Annotated in this window: 19 protein-coding genes; 7 read left to right on the top strand and 12 right to left on the bottom strand. The window is 70.9% G+C overall.

What is annotated here, in order from left to right; genetic code table 11:
• Positions 1 to 146 precede the first annotated feature (146 nt).
• Complete coding sequence (locus PJ985_RS09990; RefSeq protein ID WP_271683283.1) at positions 147 to 935, top strand: DUF3558 domain-containing protein; 789 nt, start codon at positions 147 to 149, stop codon at positions 933 to 935.
• Positions 936 to 1,123: 188 nt separating this feature from the next.
• Here PJ985_RS09990 and PJ985_RS09985 read toward each other — a convergent pair whose 3' ends face one another.
• Positions 1,124 to 2,704 carry an IPT/TIG domain-containing protein gene (locus PJ985_RS09985; protein ID WP_271683282.1) on the bottom strand — a complete coding sequence of 527 codons (1,581 nt, stop codon included), beginning with the start codon at positions 2,702 to 2,704 and terminating at the stop codon, positions 1,124 to 1,126.
• A 784-nt stretch (positions 2,705 to 3,488) separates the two neighbouring features.
• Here PJ985_RS09985 and PJ985_RS09980 point away from each other — a divergent pair.
• Complete coding sequence (locus PJ985_RS09980; RefSeq protein ID WP_271683281.1) at positions 3,489 to 4,763, top strand: DUF2637 domain-containing protein; 1,275 nt, start codon at positions 3,489 to 3,491, stop codon at positions 4,761 to 4,763.
• 68 nt (positions 4,764 to 4,831) lie between these two features.
• Here the strand turns inward: PJ985_RS09980 and lysS are convergent, their stop codons facing one another.
• Positions 4,832 to 6,589 (bottom strand): lysine--tRNA ligase, encoded by a 1,758-nt coding sequence (gene lysS, locus PJ985_RS09975; RefSeq protein WP_271683280.1) that lies wholly within the window; start codon positions 6,587 to 6,589, stop codon positions 4,832 to 4,834.
• A gap of 145 nt (positions 6,590 to 6,734) precedes the next feature.
• On the opposite strand from lysS, the gene argS reads away from it, so the two are divergent.
• Both argS and PJ985_RS09965 read left to right on the top strand, forming a co-directional pair.
• Positions 6,735 to 8,510, top strand: coding sequence for an arginine--tRNA ligase (gene argS, locus PJ985_RS09970; RefSeq protein WP_271683543.1), 1,776 nt, complete (start codon positions 6,735 to 6,737; stop codon positions 8,508 to 8,510).
• Between the two features lie 328 nt (positions 8,511 to 8,838).
• Positions 8,839 to 10,353, top strand: coding sequence for a S8 family serine peptidase (locus PJ985_RS09965; RefSeq protein ID WP_443033461.1), 1,515 nt, complete (start codon positions 8,839 to 8,841; stop codon positions 10,351 to 10,353).
• 109 nt (positions 10,354 to 10,462) lie between these two features.
• On the opposite strand, the gene PJ985_RS09960 is transcribed toward PJ985_RS09965, so the two are convergent.
• The 7 genes from PJ985_RS09960 to PJ985_RS09930 form a co-directional block, all read right to left on the bottom strand.
• The gene (locus PJ985_RS09960; protein ID WP_271683278.1) at positions 10,463 to 11,218 is read right to left on the bottom strand and encodes an SDR family NAD(P)-dependent oxidoreductase; all 756 of its coding nucleotides are present in this window, start codon (positions 11,216 to 11,218) and stop codon (positions 10,463 to 10,465) included.
• A gap of 131 nt (positions 11,219 to 11,349) precedes the next feature.
• The gene (gene hemB, locus PJ985_RS09955; RefSeq protein ID WP_271683277.1) at positions 11,350 to 12,324 is read right to left on the bottom strand and encodes a porphobilinogen synthase; all 975 of its coding nucleotides are present in this window, start codon (positions 12,322 to 12,324) and stop codon (positions 11,350 to 11,352) included.
• 111 nt (positions 12,325 to 12,435) lie between these two features.
• Positions 12,436 to 14,100 (bottom strand): uroporphyrinogen-III synthase, encoded by a 1,665-nt coding sequence (locus PJ985_RS09950; protein ID WP_271683276.1) that lies wholly within the window; start codon positions 14,098 to 14,100, stop codon positions 12,436 to 12,438.
• The gene (gene hemC / locus PJ985_RS09945) at positions 14,097 to 15,116 is read right to left on the bottom strand and encodes a hydroxymethylbilane synthase (protein WP_271683275.1); all 1,020 of its coding nucleotides are present in this window, start codon (positions 15,114 to 15,116) and stop codon (positions 14,097 to 14,099) included. The genes PJ985_RS09950 and hemC overlap by 4 nt, the downstream gene beginning before the upstream one ends.
• Complete coding sequence (locus PJ985_RS09940) at positions 15,113 to 16,465, bottom strand: glutamyl-tRNA reductase (protein ID WP_271683274.1); 1,353 nt, start codon at positions 16,463 to 16,465, stop codon at positions 15,113 to 15,115. The genes hemC and PJ985_RS09940 overlap by 4 nt, the downstream gene beginning before the upstream one ends.
• A complete protein-coding gene (locus tag PJ985_RS09935; protein WP_271683273.1) occupies positions 16,462 to 17,244 on the bottom strand; it encodes a redox-sensing transcriptional repressor Rex in 783 nt (260 codons plus the stop codon). The genes PJ985_RS09940 and PJ985_RS09935 overlap by 4 nt, the downstream gene beginning before the upstream one ends.
• Positions 17,245 to 17,471: 227 nt before the next feature.
• Positions 17,472 to 17,759: a glutaredoxin family protein gene (locus PJ985_RS09930; protein WP_443033453.1), complete on the bottom strand. Its 288-nt coding sequence runs from the start codon at positions 17,757 to 17,759 to the stop codon at positions 17,472 to 17,474.
• A gap of 74 nt (positions 17,760 to 17,833) precedes the next feature.
• Here PJ985_RS09930 and PJ985_RS09925 point away from each other — a divergent pair, with 74 nt between their 5' ends.
• From PJ985_RS09925 to PJ985_RS09915, 3 genes are all read left to right on the top strand, one after another.
• Positions 17,834 to 18,793, top strand: coding sequence for an HAD family hydrolase (locus PJ985_RS09925; RefSeq protein ID WP_271683271.1), 960 nt, complete (start codon positions 17,834 to 17,836; stop codon positions 18,791 to 18,793).
• A gap of 327 nt (positions 18,794 to 19,120) precedes the next feature.
• A complete protein-coding gene (locus tag PJ985_RS09920; RefSeq protein WP_271683270.1) occupies positions 19,121 to 19,909 on the top strand; it encodes an ECF subfamily RNA polymerase sigma factor, BldN family in 789 nt (262 codons plus the stop codon).
• Between the two features lie 214 nt (positions 19,910 to 20,123).
• Positions 20,124 to 21,362 carry a DUF5667 domain-containing protein gene (locus tag PJ985_RS09915; protein WP_271683269.1) on the top strand — a complete coding sequence of 413 codons (1,239 nt, stop codon included), beginning with the start codon at positions 20,124 to 20,126 and terminating at the stop codon, positions 21,360 to 21,362.
• A 189-nt stretch (positions 21,363 to 21,551) separates the two neighbouring features.
• Here the strand turns inward: PJ985_RS09915 and PJ985_RS09910 are convergent, their stop codons facing one another.
• The 3 genes from PJ985_RS09910 to PJ985_RS09900 all read right to left on the bottom strand — a co-directional run bounded on the left by PJ985_RS09910 (position 21,552) and on the right by PJ985_RS09900 (position 23,909).
• A complete protein-coding gene (locus tag PJ985_RS09910) occupies positions 21,552 to 21,650 on the bottom strand; it encodes a 30S ribosomal protein bS22 (RefSeq protein ID WP_003948845.1) in 99 nt (32 codons plus the stop codon).
• Between the two features lie 129 nt (positions 21,651 to 21,779).
• On the bottom strand, positions 21,780 to 21,989 hold the full coding sequence (locus PJ985_RS09905) for a helix-turn-helix domain-containing protein (RefSeq protein ID WP_271683268.1): 210 nt from the start codon (positions 21,987 to 21,989) through the stop codon (positions 21,780 to 21,782).
• A 747-nt stretch (positions 21,990 to 22,736) separates the two neighbouring features.
• Positions 22,737 to 23,909, bottom strand: a complete 1,173-nt coding sequence (locus PJ985_RS09900; protein WP_271683267.1) for an acetoin utilization protein AcuC — start codon at positions 23,907 to 23,909, stop codon at positions 22,737 to 22,739.
• Positions 23,910 to 24,012 lie beyond the last annotated feature (103 nt).

Below are 24,012 nucleotides of genomic sequence, written 5' to 3'. Positions count from 1 at the left end.
TCCCCGGCGGGAAGGCGGCACGTAGGCTGCGCCCGGCTCTGTCCGCCTGCTTGCTCCCGGGGCCGCAGGAACCGCGGCGGGGCACGTACCGTCCCTCCCAGCGGGCACCGCACGAGCCCTCATGTGTCTTTGGAAGCGAAGGAATCATGGACCGTACCGCCACGCGTTTCGCCCTCCGCACGCTGAGCTGGGCCGTCGTGCCCGTGCTGCTGGTCGCCGGTTGTTCCTCGGACTCCGGCGGCGGCACACCGGAGGGGGACTCCGTCGCCGTCACCGACCCGACTCCTGAGCCGGTACGGTTCAGCGCGCTCCCCGAACCCTGCTCCACGGTCGGTGCCGACACCATCGGGGACGTCGTTCCGGAGGCCGAGGACGAGGACGGCGAGGCACTGGACTCCACCGATCTGGAACGCGCGGGCACCTGCCTCTGGAGCGGCCTGGACGGGTACGACTTCCGGTCCCTGACCGTGGCGATGCGTCGGTTCGACTCCGATCTCAGCATCGGCAGCGGCGATGAGCGTGCCGCGGAGTACCTGCGGCAGACCGCGGAGGAAGTGACCGGCGACGGAGAGAGCCAGGACGTCGAAGAGGCCGGGCTCGAGGGCCTCGGCGACGAGGCCACCACCATCAGTTACCTCGTGGTCAAGGAGAACAGCGAGAGCGAGAGCCGGGACTACCGCCAGCAGCGGGTCGTGATCCGGGTGGACAACGTCGTGGTGACGGTCGACCACACCGGCACCGGCTTCGAGGACGGTGAGGCGCCGGACGCCGAGTCCGTCCGGGAGAACGCCGAGCAGGTGGCCCGGGAAGTGGTGACGGCACTGGTGGACTTCGCCGGGACGACGGAGAACGACGACGCCGACGACGAGAACGGCGGGGACGACGTGGACGAGGAAGACGCGGAGGACGGAAAGGAGGAGGACTCCGAGGACTGATCCCCCGCCCCCCGCTTGCGGAGCTCGGGCTCCATGCCACCACCCCTTGAGTTGGGGTGTTGCTCCGACCGTGGGACGCGAACGGGGTGTGCTGGTACGAAGGCTGAACCGGGCGCGGTCGTCGTTTCGGCACGCATACGCGTCCGTACGGCTTGGGCACCCCTCGTGGGCTGCCACCTGGATGGCTGTCAGGTGTAGGTGTAGGAGTCGGGGAGGGTGGTGGTGCCGGCAGCGGTGGTGACGGTGACGTCTGCAGGGCCGGTGGTAGGGCTGGGCGGGACGATGACGGCCAGGACGGTGTCGGAGCCAATGCTGTACTGGGCGGTGATGCCGTTGATGGTGACTGCGGTGGCGGTCGCCAGGTTCCGGCCGGTCAAGGCGATGACGTTCCCTCCGAAGGAAGTGCCGGTGGTGGTGCTCAGACCGGTGAGCTGTGGAGGGTCAACGTAGGTGTAGGTGAGTGTTCCGGTAGTGAGGCCGCCTGCGGTGGTGACGGTGACCTGCACCGGGCCGGGAGTGATGGCGGGTGGGACGGCGACGGTGAGCTGCTGGTCGGAGACGATGAGGGGCAGGGCCGGGACAGCGTCGAAGAGTACCCGGTTGGCGGTGGCGAGTTGGGAGCCGTGGATGGTGATCAGGTTTCTGCCCAGGGTGGGGCCGGCGCCAGGGGTCAGGGAGTGGGCGTTCCCGCTGGGGTAGTAGCTGAAAGGTTTGGGGTTGCTGGTGCCGCCGACGGTGGTGACGGTGACCGCGGCGACTCCGGAGCCGGGCGGGGAGACGGCGATGACCTGGTTGGCTGTGTTGGCGATGATGCTGGCGGAGACGCTTCCGAATCTGACCGAGGTCACTCCGCTGAGGTTGGTGCCGGTGATCGTGACCTTGGAACCACCGGACTGGGGACCGAGGGCTGGAGCCATCGCATTGAGTGTCTGGATGACGCTGACGGTGTCGGAACCGCTGTTGGCCACGTAGACACTCAGGCTGTTGGGAGTGACCGCGATCCCGGTCGGCTGGGTGCCCACTGCGATGGTGTCGGTGACCGTGTTGGTGGTGGTGTCGATGACGCTGACGGTATCGGCCCCGCTGTTGGCCGCATACACCTGACGGCTGTCGGCACTGGCCGCCACACCCCAGGGGGTGGCGCCGACCGCGATGGTGTCGGTGACCGTCCGAGTGGTGGTGTCGACGACGCTGACGGTGTTCGCGCTGCTGTTGGCCACGTAGAGGTGACTGCCGTCCCGGGTGACCGCCACCCCGATCGGAGCAAACAGTCCGGAAAGGGTAGCCACCACGGTGTTGGTGGCAGTGTTGATCACGCTGAGGCTGTTGCCGTCCCTGTTCGTCACATACACCTCCAGCCCGGTGGGGGCGACCGCGACCCCGGTGGGAGCCTCACTGACCGCAATCGTCGCCAGTACCGTGATGGAGAGCGTGTCGATCACGCTGAGGGTGTTCGAACCCTGGTTGGTGACATAGACGCGCAGGCCGCTGGGATCCACAGCGATGCCATAGGGAGTGTCTCCCACCTCGATCGTGCCGGTGACGTCGAGGATGTCTCTCAGCGCGGTACTGACAGCGCGCGTGCCGCTGTTCGCCACAAAAAGACGGGCGTTGTCCGGGGTGACGGCCACCCCGCTGGGAGTGGTGAAGGGGGCGATGGCGGTGGTGGAAGCCTGCGTGCCCACGTCCAGAACGCTGATCGTCCCTGAACCACTGTTGGCCACGTAGACGTGCGCTCCGTGAACACTGACCTCCACCGCCAAAGGCATGGCCCCCACCGGAACCGTCGACACTGCCCGCGGGATTACTTCGGTGGGAGAGACAGCGTCCAGGACGGGACCTGACACACCGAAGGCATTCCGTTCGCTCACCATGCACCTGCCATCAGTCGGCCCCGAGGGGGCGATGGAGAATGTCGGGCTCCCCGTACACCGGATGATTTCCGCGGCCGTGCGTTCTCGAACGGCGCGAGGCGGGGCTGCAAGTGACACAGAAGGATGTCCGACAAGAGGAAGGGCGCCCGCAGCCACAAGAGAGCGCCCCCACGCGCAGCGCGCTCCTCAGGGATACGTTCTCCCGAGCCGTTCACCTCGGTGGCCGGCTCGGGAACGAGCCGATAGCGCTTGACTCCAGCGCCGCTCCCCTCCCCACATGGCGTTTCCGTTCAGGTCCGGCCTCGGCGCCGCGGCACCGTTCTCTCGCATGCACGTGAGGAAGACCAGCCACCCGTGTACGGCCCGACGTGGCGCCGGACCAGGTGGCGGCCAGGTCTCACCTCCGGCGTTGAAGGCCAGGCAACGGTTCCCTCGCCCCGCCGCCCTGCCGTGGCTCTTGCGGGTGTGCATCCGTGCCAGGCGCTCGCTGCGACCACTCGGACCGGAAAGCCGGGTTCAGGGACACGTCGACACAAATGCCTGTTCCCGGATTCCGATTCGGAAGCCCGGTTCCCCCGGAAACCCGGAGGAACCGGGCTTCTCCGTCAGGTGACGCCTGCCTGGTGTGCCAGGCTGGGCCGCTCCAGAACACCAGTTCCAGTCGTGGAGGGGTCTGCGCGTGGCCGCGATCAAGCTGACACGTTCGCACCGCATACTCGTGGGCATCGTCCTGTCCGGTGCCGTGGTGATCGCCTGCATCGGCTTCGTCGGCTCCTACGCGGCGGTGCGCGAGCTCGCAGAGCGCAAGGGCTTCGGGCAGTTCGCCCCGTTCTTCCCCATCGGGATCGACGCCGGCATCGTCGTACTGCTGGCCCTGGATCTCCTGCTGACCTGGCTGCGGATCCCCTTCCCGCTCCTTCGGCAGACGGCCTGGCTCCTCACCGCGGCCACCATCGCCTTCAACGGCGCGGTCTCCTGGCCCGATCCGCTCGGGGTCGGTATGCACGCCATCATCCCGGTGCTCTTCATCATCACCGTGGAGGCCGCCCGGCACGCGATCGGGCGGATCGCCGACATCACCGCCGACCGGCACATGGAAGGTGTCCGGTTCTGGCGCTGGCTGCTGTCCCCGTTCCCGACCTTCCTGCTGTGGCGGCGCATGAAGCTGTGGGAACTGCGGTCATACGAAGAGGTCATCGCCTTGGAGCGGGACCGGCTGGTCTACCAGGCGAAGCTGCGCGCGAGGTACGGGCGGGCCTGGCGCCGCCGGGCGCCGGTGGGCGAACGCATGCCCTTGAAGCTGGCCCGCTACGGCGTGCCGCTCCATGAGACGGCGCCGCTCCTCCCCGCCGAACCGGGCAGCACACGGCCGCTCTCGAAGGAACAGCCACTGCCGGGCGGGCAGCACGGGCAGGCACCACGGCCCGGGCAGCCGGCGCAGACCGCCCCGGAGGAGCCGGCTGAGCACACCGGGCACACCGGGCAGGAGGCTCAGCCCGCACCGGCGGATCCGGGGCCGGGCGAGGACCAGGACGGCCCGGACCGCCGCCCGGTGCCGGCCGGGCGACGGGAGCCGGCCGGTGTCTCCGCGGCGGCGGAAACCACCACCGCCCGCGTCACGGTCCCGGTCTCCCCGGGGCGCCGCCGGTCCCTCGGCAGCGCCCCGAGCACCGAGCCGCAGCAGGACCCGCCGCCGGCCCCCGCACCGGCCCGGCCGTACGACGACCCCGTCGGCATGCCGGACGACATGACCCCGGGCGAGACGTTCTTCCACGCCTACCGCAGCTACATCACGGAGCAGGGCGCCTTCCCCACCGCCCGTCAGCTCTCCCGCACGCTGCACGAGAACGGGGTGCGCAACGCCGACGGCAGCCTGCTCAGCGAGGGCTACCTGCGCCCGTACATGCGGGAGTTCAAGGAGCGGTACAACACCGACATGGGAATGGCCGGCTGAGGCCGGCCGGGAGCCGGAACTCCCGGCCGGCCACCCGCCCGGCACCCCGCAGAGCCGCGGCCCCAGGGCTACCCGCCGAGGAGCTTGCGCACCCGGTCCGCGCCCACGGCCAGCAGCAGCGTCGGCAGCCTGGGGCCCGTCTCCCGGCCCACCAGCAGCCGGTACAGGAGCGCGAAGAAGCCCCGCTGTGCCGCCTTGAGTTCCGGGGTCGGCTTCGCGTCCGGGGCCAGCCCGGCCCGCACCTTCGGCACTCCGTAGACCAGCGAGGTCAGGCCGTCCAGCGACCAGTGCTTGTCGAGCCCTTCGAGGAGCAGCGCCAGCGACTCGCGCTGCTCCTCGTCCAGCGCGCCGAGCAGTTCGCTGTCCGGCTCGGCACGGACCCGGGTGCGCTGGTCGTCCGGCATCCGGGTGGCCACCCAGTGCGTGGCGCAGTCGAGGCGCGGCCGGGCCTCCTCCAGGGAGGTGACCGGGTTGTCCGGGTCCAGCTCCGCGAGGATCCGGAGCGTCTGCTCGTCGTGCCCGGTGGTGATGTCGACCACGGAGGCGAGCATCCGGTAGGGCAGCCGGCGCGCCGTGGCGGGCAGTTCGCGCTCGGCGGTGCGCACCGCCCGGCCGTGGGCGGCGAGATCCCCGGGCTGCGCCCGGCCCTCGTCGATCTTGCGGGCCAGCGCGTCCCACTCGTCGTAGAGCCGGTGGATCTCCTGGTCGAAGGCAATCTTGAATGACTGGTTCGGGCGGCGGCGGGCGTAGAGCCAGCGCAGCACCGGTGCCTCCATGATCTCCAGCGCGTCGGCCGGGGTCGGCACCCCGCCCTTCGAACTGGACATCTTGGCCATGCCGGTGATGCCGACGAAGGCGTACATCGGTCCGATGGGCTGCTCGCCGCCGAACACCTCGCGCACCAGCCGGCCGCCGACCACGTACGAGGAGCCGGGCGAGGAGTGGTCGACGCCGGAGGGCTCGAAGATCACTCCCTCGTACTCCCAGCGCATCGGCCAGTCGACCTTCCAGACCAGCTTGCCGTGATGGACGTCGCGCAGCGGGAAGGTCTCGGCGTGTCCGCAGGCGCAGGTGTAGGACAGGTCGGTGGTCTCGTCGTCGTACGCGGTCACCGTGGTGAGATCCCGCTCGCAGGCCCTGCAGTACGGCTTGTAGGGGTAGTACCCGGCCTGTCCGGCGCTGCCGTCGTCCTCACCGGCGGCGCCGGAGCCCTCCGCGGCGGCCAGTTCGGCGGCGTCCAGCGGGGCGTCCGGCCGGCGCTGCTGCCCGGCCTTCCCGCTCTGCGGCCGGGCGGCGGCCTCCTCCGGCCCCTTGTCCTTCGTCCGGTAGGCGTCCAGTACCGCGTCGATCCGGGTCCGCTCACGCATCGCGAAGAGGATCCGGTCGCGGTAGGCCCCGGTGGTGTACTGCTCGGTCTGGCTGATGCCGCGGTACTCCACGCCCAGCGCCTTCAGCGCCTCCTGCATCGGTGCCTTGAAGTGCTCGGCCCAGTTCCGGTGCGGGCTGCCGGGCGGCGCGGGCACCGAGGTCAGCGGCTTGCCGAGGTGCTCCGACCAGGACGGGTCGATGCCGGCCGGGACCTTCCGGAAACGGTCGTAGTCGTCCCAGGAGAGGAGGTGCTCACAGGCGTGGCCGCGGCGCCGGATTTCGTCGGCGACCAGGTGCGGGGTCATGACCTCGCGCAGGTTGCCGAGGTGGATCGGGCCCGAAGGACTGAGTCCGGAGGCGCAGACGATCGGTTTCCCGGGGGCCCGCCGCTCCGCCTCGGCGATGACCTCGTCCGCGAAACGGGAGACCCAGTCGGCCTCCGGGGTGGTCCGATCCACTTCCGGTACTTCCTTCTCCTCGTGCTCACCAAGCCTGACTCCCCCATTGTCCCACCGGGGGCAGGTGCCGCCCGCACCCGTGGCACGGATGGAATACTGGGCGGGCATCGACCCACCCCACCCCCGACGGAACGGCACAGACCTCATGGCCCCGGTCCCCTCGCTCGCCGCCACGGTCCATCAGCGCCTCGCGGACGCCCTCTCGGCCGCTCTGCCGGAAGCGGGCTCCTCGGACCCGCTGCTGCGACGCAGCGACCGGGCCGATTTCCAGGCGAACGGCATGCTGGCGCTCGCCAAGCGGCTCAAGGGGAACCCGCGGGAGCTGGCCGGCCGGGTCGTGGAAGCGCTGCCGGACGACGAGCTGATCCGGGAGATCGAGGTCTCCGGGCCCGGATTCCTGAACATCACCGTGACCGACCGGGCGATCCTCTCCACGCTGGCCGCGCGCGCCGCGGACGAGCGGCTGGGAGTGCCGCGTGCCGAGCGGCCGGGCACCACGGTCATCGACTACTCGCAGCCGAACGTGGCGAAGGAGATGCACGTCGGGCACCTGCGGTCCACCGTGATCGGTGACGCGCTCGTGCGGCTGCTGGAGTTCCGCGGCGAGACGGTGGTGCGCCGCCACCACATCGGTGACTGGGGCACCCAGTTCGGGATGCTGATCCAGTACCTCACCGAGCACCCGCACGAGCTGGACCACACTTCCGAGGCGGGCGGTGCCGGGGAGTCGGGCGAGGCCGCCATGACGCGGCTCGGCCGCCTGTACCGGGCCTCCCGCACGCTGTTCGACTCCGACGAGGGCTTCAAGGAGCGGGCGCGGGCACGGGTGGTGCAGCTCCAGGCCGGTGACGAGGAGACGCTGGCGCACTGGCACCGGATCGTCGACGAGTCGATGATCTACTTCCGTGCCGTGTACGACCGCCTGGACGTGGAGGTCAAGGACGCGGACGTGGTGGGCGAGAGCGCCTACAACGACACCCTGGAGGAAACCTGCCGGCTCCTGGAGGAGTCCGGCGTGGCGGTGCGGTCCGAAGGGGCCCTCTGCGTCTTCTTCGACGACGTCAAGGGCCAGGACGGCAACCCGGTACCGCTGATCGTGCGGAAGGCCGACGGCGGTTTCGGCTACGCGGCCACCGACCTGTCCGCGATCCGGGACCGGGTCGGCCGGCTGCACGCCGACACCCTGCTGTACGTGGTGGACGCCCGGCAGGCGCTGCACTTCAGGATGGTCTTCGAGACGGCCCGCCGGGCGGGCTGGCTCACCGACGGGGAGACCTGCCGGCATCTGCCCTTCGGCACGGTGCTCGGGAAGGACGGCAAGCCGTTCAAGACCCGGGAGGGCGAGTCGGTGCGGCTGATCGACCTGCTCGACGAGGCCGTCGACCGGGCCTCGCAGGTGGTGCAGGAGAAGGACAAGGACCAGCTGCTCTCCGCGGCCGAGGTCGCCGGGCGGGCGGGGCAGGTGGGCATCGGCGCGGTCAAGTACGCGGACCTGTCCACCTCGATGTCCCGGGACTACGTCTTCGACCTGGACCGGATGGTCTCGCTGAACGGCGACACCAGCGTCTACATCCAGTACGCCCATGTCCGGATCCAGTCGATCGTCCGGCGGGCCGGGGACCGGCAGCCCACCGCCCACCCGGAGCTGTCCCTGGCTCCCGCGGAGCGCGCCCTCGCCCTGCATCTGGACGAGTTCGCCGAGACGGTCCAGGCCGTCGCCGAGACCTACGAGCCGCACCGGCTCGCCGGCTACCTGTACGGCCTGGCCACGGCGTTCACGCCGTTCTACGACCAGTGTCCGGTTCTCAAGGCGGAGACCCCCGAGCTCATGGAGAACCGCCTGTTCCTCTGCGAGCTGACCGCGCGCACCCTGCGTCAGGGGATGGCGCTGCTCGGCATCCGGATGCCCGAGCGCCTGTAGCCGGCCGCGCGCCGGCTCCGGTCCGGTTCCGACGCGCAACTCCCTTCACAGCGGACGCTGTTCGACTGAACGGCTGCTGTCCGGCCGAGCGGCCGTCCTGTGCATTCCGGTGCAGGGCGGTCGCTTTGTGTGTGTCTGACCGTGGAATGTGTGCGGTGCGGCCGGTGCGTCTGCCCCGGGCATGTGACGTCCACGTGAAATCGCGTCCCAACCCCTTGCCCATTTCCTCTGGTTGAGTGAATCTTTCGACGACGGCAGTTGTCATGACCACGCCGTTCTCTTCCCGTTGGCGCACCACCACAAGAGGAGGACCCCTCGTATGGCAGGCATGCGTACCACCCCCCACCGCCGCAGACAAGGCGCAGTCGTGGCCACCGCCGCGACGCTCGCGCTCGGCCTCGGCGCAGCGCTGCCGGCCGCGGCATCCGCCGCGGACACCCCGTCGGTCCAGGGCATCATCGAGAACGCCGGAATCGCCGAGGCGATCGAAGGCAGCTACATCGTGACGCTGCACGAGTCGGCACTGGACGCCGGCTCCTCGAAGGCCGCGGACCTGGCCGCCAAGTACGGCGCGGAGATCACCACCACCTATGAAGCCGCGCTCAACGGATACGCCGTCGAGGCCACCGAGGAGCAGGCCCTTGCCTTCGCGGCCGACCCCGCGGTGGACAAGGTCGTCCAGGACGAGGTCGTGCAACTGGCCGCCACCCAGACCAACCCGCCGTCCTGGGGCCTGGACCGGATCGACCAGCCGAACCTGCCGCTGGACAACCGCTACACCTACCCCGACCACGCGGGTGAGGGCGTCACCGCCTACATCCTCGACACCGGGATCAACTACACGCACACCGACTTCGGCGGCCGGGCCACAGCCGGCTTCGACGCCTTCGGCGGCAACGGCAACGACGGCAACGGCCACGGCACCCACGTGGCGGGCACCGTCGGCGGCACCGCCTACGGCGTGGCCAAGAAGGTCGACCTCGTCTCCGTGCGGGTGCTCAACAACCAGGGCTCCGGAACCATCCAGGGTGTCATCAACGGCGTCGACTGGGTCACCGCCAACGCCTCCGGCCCCTCGGTCGCCAACATGAGCCTGGGCGGCAGCGCCAACTCCGCACTCGACCAGGCCGTGCGGAACTCCGTCGCCTCCGGTGTCACCTACGCCGTGGCGGCCGGCAACGACAACGCCAACGCCGGGAACGGGTCCCCCGCCCGCGTGGCGGAGGCCATCACCGTGGCCGCCAGCACCAGCACCGATGCCCGCGCCTCGTTCTCCAGCTACGGCAGCGCGGTGCAGATCTTCGCTCCCGGTCAGAACATCACGGCACCGTGGATCGGCAGCAACACCGCCACCCGCTCCATCTCCGGCACCTCCATGGCAGCCCCGCACGTCGCCGGAGCAGCCGCCCTCTTCCTCGCCGACAACCCCTCAGCCACCCCGGGGCAGGTCTGGAACGCCCTGGACTCCGCCGCGGTCACCGGCAAGATCAGCAACCCCGGCAGCGGCAGCCCGAACAAGCTCCTCCAGATCGGCGCCGGCGACCCGGGCGACCCCGGTGACCCCGGTGACCCGGGCGAGCCCGGTGACAACCAGCCGCCGGCTGCCGACATCACCGGCTACTGCTACACGTTCCTCGGCATGTGCTACTTCGACGGCACCGGCTCGACGGACGCCGACGGCCAGATCGTCTCCTACGCATGGAGCTTCGGTGACGGCACCACCGGCACCGGCTCCACCACCTGGAAGACCTACAACCGGACCGGCACCTACACCGTGACCCTCACGGTCACCGACAACGACGGCGCCACCGGCTCCACCTCGCGGACCGTCACCATCCGATGATCCGGTGACCCGTTCCCCGGCAGCCTGGCCGGGGAACGGCCGCCCCGACCGCCCGTGTCCCGGACCGCAGCAGCGCGACAGCCCCCCACCTGCGGCCCGGGACCGGGCCTCACCGCTCCCGGTGCACCTTGGTGTTCGACGCCTGGGCCCGCGGACGCAGGAGCAGCAGGTCCACGTTCACATGGGAGGGGCGGGTGACCGCCCAGGCCACCGTTTCCGCCACATCCTCCGCGGTCAGCGGCTCGGCCACCCCCTCGTAGACCTTCGCGGCCTTCGCCTCGTCACCACGGAACCGGGCCAGCGAGAACTCCTCGGTCCGCACCATGCCGGGTGCGATCTCGATGACCCGGACCGGCTCCCCGCACAGCTCCAGCCGGAGTGTCTCGGCGAGGACGTGCGCCCCGTGCTTGGCGGCCACGTACCCCGCGCCGCCCTCGTACGTCCCGTGTCCGGCGGTGGAGGTCAGCACCACCACCGTGCCGTCCCCGCTGCGGGTCAGCGCGGGGAGCAACGCCTGCGTCATGTGCAGCACCCCCAGCACATTGACCTCGTACATCGCCCGCCAGTCGGCCGGATCCCCCTGGGCCACGGGATCGGTCCCCAGCGCCCCGCCCGCGTTGTTGACCAGCACCTCGCACCCGCCCAGCGAGGCCGCGAACGCGTCCACCGCCGCCCGGTCCGTGACGTCCAGGGCGTGCGCCGTGGCGTCATGACGCTCCCGGCGCAGCTCGGCGGCCAGCTCCTCGATCCGCTCCGCCCGCCGGGCGGTGAGCACCACCCGGAAGCCGGCCGCGGCCAGCTGCCGCACGGTGGCCGCCCCGATCCCACTGCTGGCCCCGGTCACGACCGCGGTGCGCTTGCTCATATGGCCTCCCTCAGATCTCGCCCGGTACGCCCGGACCACCTGTCGCCACTGATCCTGCCGGTTCTCCCGGGCGGCCGGAGAACCGGCAGGAACACCACCGCCCCTGCCTGGACACGGGGCCGCGGCAGCGCTCAGAGCCGGCGGGCGGCCTCGGTGGCCCAGTAGGTGAGGATCAGGTCGGCGCCCGCCCGCTTGAAGCTCAGCAGCGTCTCGGCGATCGCCCGCTCCCGGTCGATCCAGCCCTTCTCCGCCGCGGCCTCGACCATCGCGTACTCACCGGAGATCTGATACGCGGCCACCGGCACGTCCACCGCGTCGGCGACCCGCTGCAGCACGTCCAGATACGGCAGGCCCGGCTTGACCATCACCATGTCGGCACCCTCGGCAAGGTCCAGGGCCAGCTCGCGCAGGGCCTCCTTCGCGTTGGCCGGGTCCTGCTGGTAGGTGTTCCGGTCGCCCTGCAGGGAGGAATTGACCGCCTCGCGGAACGGCCCGTAGAAAGCGGAGGCGTACTTCGCCGTGTAGGCCAGGAGCGAGACTTCGGTGTGCCCCGCCGCGTCCAGGGCCCGCCGGACGAAACCGACCTGGCCGTCCATCATGCCGCTGGGGCCCAGCACCTGGGCACCCGCCTCGGCCTGCACCACGGCCATCTCGGCGTACCGCTCCAGTGTCGCGTCGTTGTCGACCCGGCCCTCGGCGTCCAGCAGCCCGCAGTGGCCGTGATCCGTCGTCTCGTCCAGGCACAGGTCCGACATCACGACCAGCTCGTCACCCACCTCGGCCCGCACGTCCCGGAGCGCCACCTGCAGGATTCCGTCCGGGTCCGTCGCCGCCGAACCGACCGCGTCCTTGGCCGCCGGCACCCCGAAGAGCATGATGCCGCTGACACCGGCCCCGGCCGCCTCGGCCGCGGCCTTCCGCAGCGAGTCCCGGGTGTGCTGCACCACCCCGGGCATCGACGACACCGGCACCGGCTCCCGGATACCCTCCCGGACGAACGCCGGAAGGATCAGATCCGCCGGACGCACATGGTGCTGCGCCACCATCCGGCGCATCGCCGGGGTGGTCCGCAGCCGCCGGGGCCGGGCCTGGGGAAAAGTACTCACGCCATCTCCTGATTCACCTCGTCACCCGCACCACCCTCGGCACCCGCGCGGCGCACCCGCGAACCGACCGCACGCGCGGACGGCACGGCCGGCCGGCCGCGCGTGCGTCACTCACGGGGTACGGGTCCTCCTGCGTTGCGGACGCTTCTCGCTGGGCCGCTTCAGCACCTCGCCGGCGGCCAGCGCCGAGGCCCGGCGCTTCGCACCGAAGTCGGCCAGCGCCTGGGCCAGCTGCGAGACGGAGGGCTCAGGCGCCATCACATCGACCCGCAGACCGTGCTCCTCCGCCGTCTTGGCGGTGGCCGGGCCGATACAGGCGATGACCGTGACGTTGTGCGGCTTGCCCGCGATGCCGACCAGGTTCCGCACCGTGCTGGAGGAGGTGAAGAGCACCGCGTCGAACCCGCCGCCCTTGATGGCCTCCCGGGTCGCCGCCGGCGGCGGCGAGGCCCGCACGGTGCGGTAGGCCGTGACGTCGTCGACCTCCCAGCCCATGTCGATCAGACCGGCCACCAGCGTCTCGGTGGCGATATCGGCGCGCGGCAGGAAAACCCGGTCGATCGGGTCGAAGACCGGGTCGTAGGGCGGCCAGTCCTCCAGCAGACCCATCGCCGACTGCTCACCACTGGGCAGCAGGTCGGGGCGCACGCCGAAGTCGATCAGCGCTCGGGCGGTCTGCTCGCCGACCGCCGCGACCTTGATCCCCGCGAACGCCCGGGCGTCCAGCCCGTACTCCTCGAACTTCTCCCGGACCGCCTTCACCGCGTTGACCGAGGTGAACGCGATCCACTCGTAGCGGCCGGTGACCAGACCCTTGACCGCCCGGTCCATCTGCTGCGGCGTGCGCGGCGGCTCCACCGCGATCGTCGGCACCTCGCTCGGCACCGCGCCGTAGGAGCGCAGCTGCTCGGAGAGGGAGGCCGCCTGCTCCCGGGTGCGCGGCACCAGGACGTTCCAGCCGAACAGCGGCTTCGACTCGAACCAGGCCAGCTGCTCACGCAGGGCAGGTGTGCTGTGTTCCCCGACCACCGCTATGGCGGACCGGTCCCCGTCCGCGGCCGGCAGTACCTTCGCCGCCTTCAGGGTGCGTTCGACCGTGGCCAGCGTCGCGCTCCAGGTGCGCTGCCGGGTGGTGGTCCCCGCGACCGTCACCGACAGCGGGGTGTCCGGCTTGCGGCCCGAGGCGATCAGCCGCTGCGCGGTGGCAGCAACCTCGTCCAGCGGCGTGCTGATCACCGCGGTCGCGTCACTGGTACCGACCTCGGTCCAGCAGCGTTCGTCGGCCGAGCGGGCGTCGACGAACCGCACGTCCGCTCCCTTGCCGTTGCGCAGCGGCACCCCGGCGTACGCGGCGACTCCCACCGCCTCGGAGATACCCGGCACCACCTCGAAGGTGATGCCCTCGGAGGCGCAGGCGAGCATGTCGTCGAGGGCGTTCGCGTCCATCCCCGGATCACCGGCGACCGCACGTACCACCCGCTTGCCGCTGCGTGCGGCCCGCATGACAAGATCTGCTGCATCGTCAGCCCGTGGCGGGATGGCCGACGTGTCGTCGTCCGTCACCTGCAGGGGGGTGTCCACCCCTGCCCGGATGTGCGTGCGCACCACCTCGAAGACCCTCGGGTCGGCGATCAGGACATCAGCCTGCGCCAACGCGTCGACAGCGCGCAACGTGAGCAGACCCGGGTCTCCGGGTCCGGCACCGAGGAAGGTGACGTGCCCGTGATCCGTCCCGGACGGCTGGACGTGCACGGGGTGGGCGGTGGTGGGGCTCAAAGTACTCGCTCCCCCATCAGACCGGCCGCGCCCTTGGCCAGCATCTCCTCGGCGAGTTCCCGTCCCATGCGCTCGGCACGGGCCAGGATCTCTTCGACGGATGCCGGCAGGGAACCGGTGGTGGACAACTGCACCAGCGTGGAACCGTCGGTTGTCCCGACAGCGCCGCGCAGACGCATTTCGGTGGCGGCCTCCCCGTCGTCATGGAGGTCGGCGAGCGCCCCGACTGGGGCACTGCAACCGGCTTCCAGGGCGGCGAGCAGGGATCGCTCAGCGGTCACGACGGCCCGGGTGGACGGGTCGTCGAGCTCGGCGAGCTGGGCGGCGAGCGGTGCGTTCGATGAAGCGCACTCGATCGCCAGTGCCCCCTGGCCGGGGGCGGGCAGAACTGCCTCCGTCGGCAGGAAAGCGGTGACTTCCGCGTCCCGGCCGATCCGGCGCAGTCCGGCGGCTGCGAGCACGACACCGTCGAGCTCGCCCTTGCGCACGTACCCGATCCGGGTCTCCACATTCCCCCGAATCGGAACCGTTTCGATCTCGCAACCGATCGCGCGTGCCCATGCGCTCAGCTGGGCCATGCGGCGTGGCGAGCCGGTACCGATCCGGGCGACGCCGCCGCCCGCGCCCCCGGCCACCGCGAGGCCCTCGAACGTCAGTCCGTCCCGGGCGATCAGGGCATCCCGTGGGTCCACCCTCGTCGGCACGGCGGCCAGCGCGCACTCGGCCGGCTGCGTGGTGGGCAGGTCCTTCAGGGAATGCACGGCGAAGTCGATCTCACCGCGGAGCAGCGCGTCGCGCAGTGCCGACACGAAGACCCCGGTGCCGCCGATCTGGGTCAGGTGCGCCCGGGAGACATCCCCGAACGTGGTGACCTCGACCAGCTCCACGGCCCGGCCGGTGAGCTGCCGCACCCGGTCCGCAACACCGCCGGACTGCGCCATGGCGAGTTTGCTGCGCCGGGTGCCGAGCCGCAGGGCCGGTGGCGCGGAGGTGGTCTGCTGGGGCCCGCTGTTCATGGGCGCTCCTGTTCCGGGTTGCTGACGGCGGCGACCGTCTGCGGGTCGAGATCGAAGAGTTCGCGCAGTGCCACCGCGTAGTCGGCACCGCCGGGCTCACGGGCCAGCTCCTTGATGCGCACGGTCGGTGCGTGCAGCAGCTTGTCCACGACCCGGCGCACCGTCCGGGTGACCTCGGCGCGCTGCTTCTCGTCGAGGTCGGGCAGCCTGCCCTCGAGGCGGTTCAGCTCACCGGCCACCACACCGGAGGCCATGGCGCGCAGGGCGACCACCGTCGGAGTGATGCGTGCGGCGCGCTGGGCCGCGTCGAACGCGGCCACCTCCTCGGTGACGATGCCCTGTACGGCCTCGACGTCGGCGACCATGGGGGCGTCGGCGGACACCTCGGCGAGGGATTCGATGTCCACCAGGCGCGCCCCGTCGATCCGGTGCACCCCGGTGTCGATGTCCCGCGGCATGGCGAGATCGAGAAGCGCGAGCGGGGCGTCGGCCCGTCGGTCGGCTCCGGCCTTCTCCACCACGTCCGCCGTGAGGACCAGCCCGGACGCCCCGGTACAGGACACGACGATGTCCGCGAGTGCCAGCTCGGCGGTGACGGAAATCGCGTTGATCGGCACCGAACGGGCCGCCAGGTGAGGATGGCCGGGGCCGTCGTCACCGGTCAGCGCGGACACCAGCCGCTCCGCACGATCCAGAGTCCGGTTGGCGATCACCAGTTCGGACACGCCGACGCGGGCGAGCGTGGTGGCGGCCAGCGAGGACATCGAGCCCGCCCCGATCACCAGAGCCCGCTTGCCCGTCACCCACTCCGGGACCGGCCGGCTTCCGGCCAGCTGCTCCAGGCCGAAGGTGACCAGGGACTGCCCGGCCCGGTCGATCGCGGTCTCGCTGTGGGCGCGCTTGCCCACGCGCAGCGCCTGCTGGAAGAGCTCGTTCAGCAGCCGGCCCGCGGTGTCCTCGTCCTGGGACACGGCGAGCGCGTCCTTGATCTGACCGAGGATCTGTCCCTCGCCCACGACCATCGAGTCCAGCCCGCAGGCCACCGAGAACAGATGGTGGACGGCCCGGTCCTCATAGTGCACATACAGGTACGGGGTGAGCTCGTCGATGCCGAGGCCGCTGTGCCGGGCCAGCAGCGAGGACAGCTCGGCCACCCCGGCGTGGAACTTCTCCACATCGGCGTAGAGCTCGATCCGGTTGCAGGTCGAGAGCACCGCGGACTCCACGACCGGCTCCGTGCTCACCGCGTCTTCCAGCAGCTTGCCGCGCGCCTCGGGAGCGAGGGCAGCACGCTCGAGGACGCTCACTGGTGCACTGCGGTGGCTGAGGCCGACGACCAGCAGGGTCATGCCGGCACCACCGCCGGAAGGCCGTCGTCAGGACCGCTGCCGTTCCGCTTGGACGCGCCGGCGGCGGCGGGCACCGCCGGGCGGGCGGCCTCGATGCCGGTCTCCGACACCGACGCCTCGCCTGCCTTGCGCTGCTCGTGGAAGGCGAGAATCTGCAGTTCGATGGAGAGATCGACCTTGCGGACGTCGACGCCGTCGGGCACCGCGAGCACCGTGGGCGCGAAGTTCAGAATGGAGGTGACCCCGGCCGCGACGAGCCGGTCGCACACCTGCTGGGCGGCCCCGGCCGGGGTGGCGATGACCCCGATGGAGACATCGTTGTCGTCGACGATCGCCTCCAGGTCGTCGATGTGCCGGACATCGATCCCTGCGACCGGCTTGCCGGCGATCAACGGATCGGCATCGATCAGGGCCGCGACGCGAAAGCCGCGAGAGGCGAATCCGCCGTAGTTGGCGAGCGCGGCGCCGAGGTTGCCGATACCGACGATGACCACCGGCCAGTCCTGGGTGAGCCCGAGCTCACGGGAGATCTGGTAGACGAGGTACTCGACGTCGTAGCCGACCCCGCGGGTGCCGTAGCTGCCGAGGTAGGAGAAGTCCTTACGGAGTTTGGCCGAATTGACCCCGGCCGCACCGGCGAGCTCCTCGGATGAGACCGTGGGCACCGAGCGCTCCGAGAGCGCGGTGAGCGCCCTGAGGTAGAGGGGCAGACGGGCGACCGTCGCCTCGGGGATACCTCGGCTGCGAGTCGCCGGTCGGTGGGTTCGGCCAGTTGCCACGGTGCTCCTGCCGGTTGAGCGAAGCGGTGAGCGGCCGCGCGCGCCGCGCGCGCCAAGACCGCTCCGTCCGCTCCAGGCTATGCCTTTGTGAACGCGTGCACAAAGATGGTGTCCCATTTGTCCGGCCAAAGTGACCGGTGCCACATACATCGACACGGACACCCGTCACACTCCTCACGTATAGGCCCTAGCCCCCCAAATGGCCTCGAATACTGCACGAATTTCGGTCAAGCGCCCAGCGCCCGGCGCAGGCGCTCCGGCTTCACCCGCCAGAAGTCGTGCTGCTCACCGTCCACCAGCACCACCGGGATCTCCTCCCAGTACCGCCGGTGGAGCTCCGGGTCCTGGGTGATGTCCTTCTCCTCCCAGCTCACTCCCAGCTCACCGCACACCTCCTCGATCACCGCGCGGGCGTCATCGCACAGATGACATCCGGGCTTTCCGATGAGGGTGACCGTGTGGTCCTGCGGGGGCTTGGGACGGCTGCGGAGCCAGGACGTTCTCATAGCGGCCATTGTGCAGCTCCCGGACGGAGTCGGGACACCCGTGCGCAACCGGGGGCCGGGCTCCGAGTGGCTATCCTCATAGCATGCCCCAGCAGCCGTCCGGTCCGCGCTCCGGCAGCAGTCTCTTCGGGGTACTGCGCGACGCGTTGCCCTTCCGTCCCCGGCCCGGGCCGGGTGACGGCGCCACCACCGAGCTGAGCGTGCTTGCCGGGGAGGCCGCCGCCGCAGCAGCCCGGCAGGTCTCCGTGGAGCCTCCGTTCCCGGCTCCCGGTGATCCCCGGGCCGCGGCCTTCTTCGATCTGGACAACACCGTGATGCAGGGGGCGGCGCTGTTCCACTTCGGACGCGGGCTCTACAAGCGTGCGTTCTTCAGCAAGCGCGAACTGGTGCGGTTCGCCTGGCAGCAGGCCTGGTTCCGGATGGCCGGCGCGGAGGATCCCGCCCACATGGAAGAGGCCCGGGAGAGCGCCCTGTCCATCGTGCAGGGCCACCGGGTCGCCGACCTGATGGCGATCGGGGAGGAGATCTACGACGAGTACATGGCCGACCGCATCTGGCCCGGCACCCTTGCCCTGGCGCAGGCCCACCTCGACGCCGGCCAGCGGGTCTGGCTCGTGACCGCAGCCCCGGTGGAGACCGCGACCATCATCGCCCGCCGCCTCGGACTGACCGGCGCGCTCGGCACCGTGGCCGAATCGGTCGGCGGCGTGTACACCGGCCGGCTCGTCGGGGAACCGCTGCACGGCGCTGCGAAGGCCGTCGCGGTCCGCTCCATCGCCACGGCCGAAGACCTCGACCTGGAGCGGTGCGCGGCGTACAGCGACTCGGCCAACGACATCCCGATGCTGTCGCTGGTCGGACATCCGTACGCGATCAACCCGGACAGCAAGCTGCGCTCCCATGCCAAGGAGCAGGGCTGGCGGCTGCGCGACTACCGGACCGGACGGAAGGCCGTCCGAGTCGGGGTGCCCGCAGCCGCCGGTGCGGGTGCCCTGGCCGGTGGGGCCGCCGCCGCGATGGCACTGCAGCGCCGTCGGCGCTGAGCTCCGCGACCGACCCCCGGCGGCCATTCGCCTCCCCTACCCGCTGATGCGCGACCCAAGACCAGGCGGCGCACATCGGTCGAACCTGATCACCCACTGTGCAGAATCGGTCACTCATGTACCCCAATCGCCCTGGCGTTACCCTGGCGCACCGACCCCGAAGTGTCACACTCCAATCCGACTCGGTGATTTTCACAACTCGGGGTAGCAGTTCCGGCACGAAGCGTTATTCTCCTTGGACGCAACCCGGTCCCCGCTCGTCACCAGCCAGGTAACGGCCTCGGACCTCGCACCGCACGTGATGCAAGCTCTGCCTCTGGGAGTCCCGTGTACCCACACGTCGGGGTTGACGCCTCGGGCCTGGCTACGCTGCGCGCTCTGGTCCTCGACCAGCTGCGCGCCCTCGTCCCCACCTCGTACGCCGTCCTCACCCTCGCCGCACCAGTCCCCGCAGGCCCTGCCTGCGTTCTGGCCGAAAGCACCGCCGGCGCCGCACCGGTGCGCAGGCGCGCCCGCTCAGGCTCCGCAGGCTCGGCCGGCACCACCCGCCGTCCCGCCGCGGACAGCGACAGCCGCCGCATGATGGACCTCGTCGAACGGGCGCAGAGCGGCGAGGCCGAGGCCTTCGGCTGCCTCTACGACCAGTACTCCGACACCGTCTACCGCTACATCTACTACCGCGTCGGCGGCCGGGCGACCGCGGAGGACCTCACCAACGAGACGTTCCTGCGCGCCCTGCGACGCATCGGCACCTTCACCTGGCAGGGCCGGGACTTCGGAGCCTGGCTGGTCACCATCGCCCGCAATCTGGTCGCGGACCACTTCAAGTCCAGCCGGTTCCGGCTCGAGGTCACCACCGGGGAGATGCTCGACGCCAACGAGGTGGAGCGCAGCCCCGAGGACTCGGTCCTCGAGAAGCTGGCCAACTCCGCGCTCCTGGAGGCCGTCGGCCGGCTCAACCCCCAGCAGCGGGAATGCGTGAGCCTGCGCTTTCTGCAGGGGTTCTCCGTGGCCGAGACGGCCCAGGTCATGGGCAAGAACGAGGGGGCCATCAAGACCCTGCAGTACCGCGCCGTCCGGACCCTGGCCCGGCTGTTGCCGGAGGACGTCCGGTGAAGAACGGAACAGCCGGAGATGCGGGGAAGGACTGATCCGGTCACATCATCACTCAGCCGTAACCCGAGAGCCCTGCCGCTCGTTGTCGAGTCTGCAAGCTCCCGGCCACCGGGACCACGGCCCCGTTACCCCCTCCGGGCGGAACGGGACCCGGTCACGCACTCATACGGCCGTAATGCGGAATCGACCGTGCTGACGAGAGGAGGTGCCGCCCGTGATCCGATCCGTTTCGGCGAACCGCCGGGCCCACGCCTTCGCCCAAGCCCTCGCTGAGCCGCGGCTCAGCGAGGAAGCGGCGGCAGACCCGACCCCGGCGGACCCCGGTGCTACAGCGCCCGGGTCCGAAGTGGCGGTTCTGCTGTCCGTGGTGCACGGGCTGGAGGCGTTGCCCGAGCCGGAGCTGAGTCCCGGCACGAAAGTCGTCCAGCGGGCTCGGCTCGTCGCGGCGATGGAGGCCGCCGTCGCGGAGGGAGGCGCCGAGGGCCGGGGCTCCTCCCGGCCCGGCCCCGCCCGCAGCGGACGGGGCGCCCACCGGGCCACCCCGGTGCGCGCCCTCAGCAGGCTGCGTCCCAGAACAAGGCTCACGAAGGGACTGGCAGCCGGTGGCCTCACCGTGGGCGTGGCCGCCGGCGCGTTCGGCGGCGCGGCCGCCGCCAGCACCGGTGCGCTGCCCGGAGACACCCTCTACGGCCTCAAGCGCGGCATGGAGGACCTCCGCCTGGACTTCGCGCAGGGCGATGCCGACCGCGGCAGGGTCCACCTCGACCGTGCCTCGACCCGCCTGAACGAGTCGGTAAGGCTGATGGAGCGGCGCAAGGCCGGAGAGCTGAACGCGGAGCAGATCTCCGAGGTCCGCCAGGCGCTCTCCAGCATGCACCGTGACGCGTCGGAGGGGCACCGGCTGCTCAGCGGCGCGCACGCGTCCGACGGGTCGCTCGACCCCCTGCGGTCCCTTTCCGCGTTCACCGAGAAGCACCGCGACACCTGGGATGGGCTGAGCAGCCGGCTGCCGGCTCCGCTCCACGACGTGCGTCAGGACGTGACGTCACTCTTCGAGGCCATGGAGGACGATCTCCTGCCCCTGCGGCAGCAACCGGCGACGGAGAGCACCGGTTCCACCGCCCCCGACGACTCCCGCGGCGGGACGGACGGGCCGACCGACCTGCTCGAGGACGCCGGCGAGCTGCCCGGCGCCGAGGAGCATCCGGAGCGGAGCACCCCGGAGGGTCCTCGGGAAACCGGCGAGGCGACGAGCCCCGCCGTCCCCTCCGGGGAGCCGTCCGAGGGACTGCTGGGCGGCACCGGGCTGCTCGACCCGGGCCGGGACGACAGCGGGCAGCCCTCGGAGTCCACCGAGTCGGATCCCGGCTGGCCGCAACCGGACATCACTGTCCCGCCGCTCCTCGAGGACCTGCTCCCGGGCCTCGGTATCGAGGTGCGGAAGACCGACTGACCGCTGCCCGGCCCGGGGCCCGTCGTGGCCGGGCAGCACGCACGCGGGACCCGTCAGGAGACGACGGGTCCCGCGTGCGTGCTGCCCGCTCGTCTCCCGGGCGCTCCCCCGTGACAGCTGTTCCGGGTCCTGCAGAAACACGACGGTCCTCCCGCCTGGACAGGCGGGAGGACCGTCAGCTGCGCTCGCTCACTTCTTGTTGCGGCGCTGCACACGTGTGCGCTTGAGCAGCTTGCGGTGCTTCTTCTTCGCCATCCGCTTGCGCCGCTTCTTGATAACAGAGCCCACGACTACCCTCGCTCACTTCGAATTACTCGGTGCGGGGCGTCCGAGCCCACACGACCTACATCGGGCCAGACTACCCGCCACGGGGTGATGCCGGTTAATCGAGGGGCGCGCAGGGCTCCTGTCCTGCCGTTACGCGCTCTCCACGCCGACGAAGGACTGCCTGAGGTACTCGTGGACGGCCTGCTCGGGGACCCGGAAGGACCTTCCCACCCGGATCGCGGGGAGATGACCTGCGTGCACCAAGCGGTACACCGTCATCTTGGACACTCGCATGACCGCGGCGACCTCCGCCACGGTCAGGAACTTGGCCTCGCTGAGAAGCCTCTCGCCAGCAGCCATGCCACTCCTGCCCTTCCACACATGTCGGACACCGGCTTCCCCTCCGGTGACTCCCTCTCGCAAGTGCGGTCCTCCCCAGATCAGGGGCGGGTGATGCGAGAGAGAAAGAGGGGCACGCCCAGCGCGGTGGCGCGGAGTGCGCACTCCCCCGGCTCACGGCGAGCCGTCGACCGCTGGGAACGCCTCGGCGCCCGGGGCGCCCGGCGCTGCCGCCGGCACCCGCTGCCAAGCGGCCGCCGGAACGGCAGAAGGGACCGGTGTACTTCCGGCAGCTGTCCCCCGTTACCCGGTTGACCTGCGCCGCGAAGCCGGCGGTGGTCTCGTCTGCTCCTTCCGGAGGAGGCAGCTGTCGCCGAGGAGACCGGACCGGGAACGGGGAAGCAGGGTGTGGTGCGCCCTCTTCTCCCCTGTCCGTTGCACAACAGCGCGGCTGACACCGCATCGGTTCGGGGCCGCCGCACCGGTCGGCAATGCGTAGTTCAAATCGGGTCGTTATGTCGATAGATCGGCCCTGTACCGGGGTGAGACGTAGGTATACCGGCGCGGAGTGTCCTGTGGCCAAGGTGGCGTAGGAGGGCAGCAGTAGACGTGCGCGACGGGCAGGCCGCGAACGTCCCTGGCCCGGTTCGCGGAGCATCGGCGGCACCTGGTCCAGGGCTTCGTACCGAGGCGGGGCAGCGCCGAGGCGGGGCAGCACCGAGGCCGAGTGCTCTCACCCGTGGACGCGCACGCAAGCCCTACGGTCTGTCAGGGCAGCAGGCCATGCGCCGGGTACACGGATCTGCGGGCCGCCCGGATCGCCTGGTCCAGGGGGTCGGCGGGGTCGTATCCCGCTTCCCAGTCCCGCCACGTCGGCTGCCGCCCGTCGGTCATGCGCCGGGGTCCCGAGGAACGTGTGAGGGTGCGGACGACGTGCAGCCACTCCTCCGGGACCGGCGTTTCCGGTGCGATCGGCACGTGGCCGGCGATCGCCACCAAGTGGGTCCAGCTGCGGGGGACGACGTCGATCACCGCGTAGCCCCCGCCTCCGAGGCCCAGCCACCGGCCCTCGGCGAACTCGTGGGCCCAGGAGTGGCATGCCTCCATGGCGGCACGCTGAGCGTCCAGAGAGACGGTGAGGTGCGCGAGCGGGTCCTCGAAGTGCGTGTCCGCCCCGTGCTGGGTGACCAGGACCTGCGGCCGGAAGGCGGCCAGGAGCTCGGGTACCACCCCGTGCAGGGCCCGCAGCCAGCCGGCGTCCGAGGTGCCGGGCGGCAGCGCGACGTTCACCGCGTGGCCCGGCGCGCTGTCCGCCCCGTGTTCCTCCGGCCACCCCGTCCCGGGGAACAGGTGGCGCGGGTGTTCGTGCAGAGAGATCGTGAGGACTCTGGGGTCGTCCCAGAAGGCGGCCTGCACCCCGTCGCCGTGATGCACGTCCACATCGAGGTAGACCACCCGCTCCGCACCGCTCTCGAGCAGGCGGGCGATGGCGAGCGCGGCGTCGTTGTAGACACAGAACCCCGAGGCGGAGCCCGGCATGGCGTGGTGCAGCCCGCCGGCGAAGTTGACGGCGTGCTGCACGGTGCCGTTCCAGATGTTCTCGGCCGCGGACACCGACAGACCGGCGATCAGCGAGGAGACGTCGTGCATGGCGGGGAACGCCGGGGTGTCTCCCGGGCCCAGGCCGTGCTCGGCACCGGTGGCCGCGGACGGGTCCGCGGAGGCCTCCCGGACGGCCGCCAGGTAGTCGGGGCGGTGCACGAGGCTGAGGGTGGAGTCTCCGCAGGACAACGCGGACTTCACCGTGAGCTGCTTGTCGAGGCCGAACGCCTCGACGAGCCGCATGGTGAGCGCGAGGCGCACCGGGTCCATCGGGTGGCCGGGACCGAAGTTGTAGCCGGTCACCTTCTCGTCCCACATCAGCCATGCTTCACCGCTCATGACGGCTACCGTATCGGGCACGGGTCATCGGGGAGCAAGCCGGAACACGCACGGGCGGGGGGATGGGGCTGCCGGCAGGCGGTGGAGGCGCCCGGGTGTGTGC

The sequence above is a fragment of the Streptomyces sp. ACA25 genome (assembly GCF_028200735.1).
GTDB lineage: Bacteria > Actinomycetota > Actinomycetes > Streptomycetales > Streptomycetaceae > Streptomyces.
The sequence above is the reverse complement of the archived record's forward strand: the minus strand, read 5'-3'. Positions and strand labels throughout refer to the sequence as shown.

Coding starts and splice junctions, on each gene's coding strand:
- PJ985_RS09985 (WP_271683282.1), bottom strand. CDS start 2,704: ATGCCTTTGGCGGTGGAGGTCAGTGTTCACGGAGCGCACGTCTACGTG.
- PJ985_RS09940 (WP_271683274.1), bottom strand. CDS start 16,465: ATGACCCTGCTGGTCGTCGGCCTCAGCCACCGCAGTGCACCAGTGAGC.
- argS (WP_271683543.1), top strand. CDS start 6,735: ATGGCCCCGGTCCCCTCGCTCGCCGCCACGGTCCATCAGCGCCTCGCG.
- PJ985_RS09930 (WP_443033453.1), bottom strand. CDS start 17,759: ATGGCCGCTATGAGAACGTCCTGGCTCCGCAGCCGTCCCAAGCCCCCG.
- PJ985_RS09960 (WP_271683278.1), bottom strand. CDS start 11,218: ATGAGCAAGCGCACCGCGGTCGTGACCGGGGCCAGCAGTGGGATCGGG.
- PJ985_RS09925 (WP_271683271.1), top strand. CDS start 17,834: ATGCCCCAGCAGCCGTCCGGTCCGCGCTCCGGCAGCAGTCTCTTCGGG.
- PJ985_RS09905 (WP_271683268.1), bottom strand. CDS start 21,989: ATGGCTGCTGGCGAGAGGCTTCTCAGCGAGGCCAAGTTCCTGACCGTG.
- PJ985_RS09990 (WP_271683283.1), top strand. CDS start 147: ATGGACCGTACCGCCACGCGTTTCGCCCTCCGCACGCTGAGCTGGGCC.
- hemC (WP_271683275.1), bottom strand. CDS start 15,116: ATGAACAGCGGGCCCCAGCAGACCACCTCCGCGCCACCGGCCCTGCGG.
- PJ985_RS09965 (WP_443033461.1), top strand. CDS start 8,839: ATGCGTACCACCCCCCACCGCCGCAGACAAGGCGCAGTCGTGGCCACC.
- PJ985_RS09900 (WP_271683267.1), bottom strand. CDS start 23,909: ATGAGCGGTGAAGCATGGCTGATGTGGGACGAGAAGGTGACCGGCTAC.